Consider the following 3,154-nt stretch of genomic DNA (forward strand, 5'->3'; position numbering starts at 1 on the left):
AGCTGCAGACCCTCCTCGCCACCTGGACCGGCGCCTGCCCCACCTGCCACCGCGACATACCAAGCACCACACCAACCTGACCAAGCACTACTAGGGGAGCGGAGGTCAACCCTGAGACTTGGCGGCCGGGCGCTTCAAATGGCGCCTGGAACGCCGTTTGGGAGAAATTTGGGAGATCAAGTTTTCAACTTCTTCTCCCGAGGGGATCGGCCCGAACTCGCGGGAGTCGATCACCGGCTTCACGGACCGCCACCACATGCGCTCAAGGGCCTTGGCGATGCTGAGCTCCGCACCGAGCGTCGCGTGGGAGTGCGCCCCCGCGACGCTCGTGTCCCGTCCGCTCCTCGGCGGCCACCCCCGGGTGGTCGTCCCCGTCCGACTGGAGCGGCCGTGCCGACCCGGTCCGGGAGCACGTCGACGGCACCACCGGCGTGCAGCGGCGGATCATGTTGCCCTGCTCCTTGTGGCTGACGTGGTCGGGGTGCAGGCGGTCTCGACGTCGTTCGCCGCGGCCGGGGCGCCGGCCTGGTGGCGCCCCTTCGCGGTCAGGTGCGGGGAAGGAGCGCCGCGGACGATCGCGTCGTGGACCCGCGGCGGGCAGGGGCTGCGCAGGTAGGGGTAGGGCTCCAGGGGCCGGGTGCTTTTCCCGACCGGCTCGATGTGGCCGTAGAGCTCGTCCTCGGTCGGGTCGAGGTCGGCGGACGGGGTGCCGCATCCGGCCCGCGCAGGGCTCAGGAGACGGCCACCCGGTAGTCCGAACGGGCCGCGACCAACGTGCCCAGCAGCTGCAGTGCCGTCTCCGACGGGGAATCCGGCTCGACGGTGAAGGCCACCAGCATGAGCTCCGGTTCCTCGGTGCGCAGCACCTCCTGGAAGAGCGTCAGGCCGCCCACCTGTGGGTGGTGCAGCACATTGGTGAACGAGTCGCAGTTGGCCACCGAGTGGTCCTCCCACAGTGCGGTGAACTCGGGGCTGGAGCAAAGCAGTTCATCGACCAGCGCGCGCACCCTGCTGTCGGTCGGGAACCGTGCCGCCACCATCCGCAGGTGCGCGACGACGGACCTGGCCTTGACCTCCCAGTTGGTGAACAGCGCCCGGGTCGGTGGGTCGAGGAAGATCGCCCTGGTCATGTTGGGCAGGCCCGCCAGGTGTTGCCCGAACACCGCGTGCGCCAGCGGGTTCCAGGCCAGCACGTCGGACGTCGGGGAGAGCACCATCACCGGCACGTCGCCCATCATCGCCATTAATCGCTTCAAGCCGACGGGCAGTTGCCAGGTCGTCCCGGCCGCGCGGCCGGCCCCCGACCGGTTCGGGCGGGCGAGCGCCACCAGGTGCGCGTGCTCGGCGTCGTCCAGGCGCAGCGCCCGGGCCAGCGAGTCGAGGACGGCGTCGGAGACGTTCTGCCCGAGCCCCTGCTCCAGCCGGGCGTAGTAGGAGACGCTGACGCCGGCCAGCTGGGCGAGCTCCTCCCTGCGCAGGCCCGGTACCCGCCGGCGTTCTCCGTAGCATCCGAGTCCGACCTCTGCCGGATTCAGCTTGGCCCGACGGGACTTGAGGAATTTCCCGAGCTCACCCATGCCCTCATTATGCTGAAGCTGGGACTGCCAAGCCTAGCCTTCGCAGTGGGACGCACAGCAGGTGTCTGGCTAGCCGGCAGGTGATCTCCCACGCTTGCTGGCATGACCACGCTTCCCGACTCGCGGAACCGCATGAGCACCCGGCTCAGATTGACCTTGTTCGTCCTGCTGGGCGCGCAGTTCATGCTGTCCGTCGACTTCTCCATCCTCAACGTCGCACTCCCGCAGATCGGTTCCGGGGTCGGGCTGTCCTCCGACGACCTGCCCTGGGTGGCGGCGGCCTACGCGTTGCCCGCCGCGGGCTTCACCCTCCTGTTCGGCCGGATCGCCGACCTGTTCGGCCGCCGCCGCCTGTTCCTCGCGGGCATCACGCTGCTCATCGTCGCCTCGGTGCTCGGCGGCGTCGCGGACAGCGGAGGCCCGCTGCTCACCGCGCGCGTCCTGCAGGGCCTGTCGACCGCGATGGCCGCCCCGGCGGCACTCTCCCTGCTGACCACCTCGTTCTCCGAGGGCGCCATGCGGGAGCGGGTGCTCGGCCTGAACGGCGCCCTGCTGTCCGGCGGATTCACCGTGGGCGCCCTGGTCGGCGGCACCCTGGTCGGCCTGCTCAGCTGGCGCTGGGCGTTCCTGATCAACGTCCCGGTGGCCATCGCGATCCTGATCGCGACCCCGCGACTGATAGCCGACAGCCGGGCCCCGGAGAAGGTCCGGCTCGACGTGCCCGGCGCCGTCTCGGTCACGGCCGGCCTCCTCGCCTTCACCTACGGCATCATCGACAAGAGCTTCCTCATCGCCGCCGTCGGCGTCGTGCTGCTCGGCGTGTTCTGGGCGATCGAACTGCGCGCCCCCGCACCACTCGCCTCCGTCCGGATCCTCAAGCGCCCCACCGTGAAGTGGGGCAACTTCGCCGGACTCGTCGTGTTCGCGATGGAGAGCGCGCTGATCTTCCTGATGACCCTGTACCTGCAGGAAGTGCTGCACTTCGCCCCGCTGACCGCCGGCCTGATCTTCGGCGTCCCCGGCCTCGCCGCCGTTGCCGCCGGCGTCATCGCGGGCCGGGCCATCGGCCGGTTCGGCACCCGGACCGTCCTGACCGTCGGCATGTCGGTGCAGGGCCTCGCCACCGCCCCGCTGATCCTGCTCGGCACCGACCGGGTCATGCTGGTGGTGCTGCTCCCCGCCCTGTTCATCAGCTTCTTCGGACACGTCACCTCCATCGTCGCCTACACCGTGACCGCGACCTCCGGCCTGCCGGACTCCGAGCAGGGCCTCGCGACCGGCCTCGCCGCGCTCAGCCAGCAGGTGGCCGTCACGATCGGCATCCCGATCCTCGGCGCCGTCGCCGCCACCCGCGTCGTGCAACTGGACGGCATCCGGCTCGCGGTCGCGGTCGACGTGATCGTGACCCTGCTCGCGGTCGGTCTCGTCTGGGTGGGCCTGCGTGCCCGCTCCGAAGCGCCGCCGCAGCCCGTCACCGACCCGCAGGTCGATGTCGGCGAGCAGGCCGCGACCCACTGAGCGGTCGGCCCGCCGAACAAGGCAGCCAGGAAGAAGATGCCCGGGTCCGTTCCCGGGAC

At 70.5% G+C, this 3,154-nt stretch carries 2 protein-coding genes; one reads left to right on the forward strand and one right to left on the reverse strand.

Going from position 1 to position 3,154, the window contains the following annotated elements; all coding sequences use genetic code 11:
* Positions 1–731 precede the first annotated feature (731 nt).
* Complete coding sequence (locus ACFW2Y_RS35315) at positions 732–1,577, reverse strand: helix-turn-helix transcriptional regulator (protein WP_384887706.1); 846 nt, start codon at positions 1,575–1,577, stop codon at positions 732–734.
* Positions 1,578–1,679: 102 nt separating this feature from the next.
* On the opposite strand from ACFW2Y_RS35315, the gene ACFW2Y_RS35320 reads away from it, so the two are divergent.
* Positions 1,680–3,095, forward strand: a complete 1,416-nt coding sequence (locus ACFW2Y_RS35320; RefSeq protein ID WP_384887708.1) for an MFS transporter — start codon at positions 1,680–1,682, stop codon at positions 3,093–3,095.
* Positions 3,096–3,154 lie beyond the last annotated feature (59 nt).

The sequence above is a fragment of the Streptomyces sp. NPDC058877 genome (assembly GCF_042742855.1).
GTDB lineage: Bacteria > Actinomycetota > Actinomycetes > Streptomycetales > Streptomycetaceae > Streptomyces.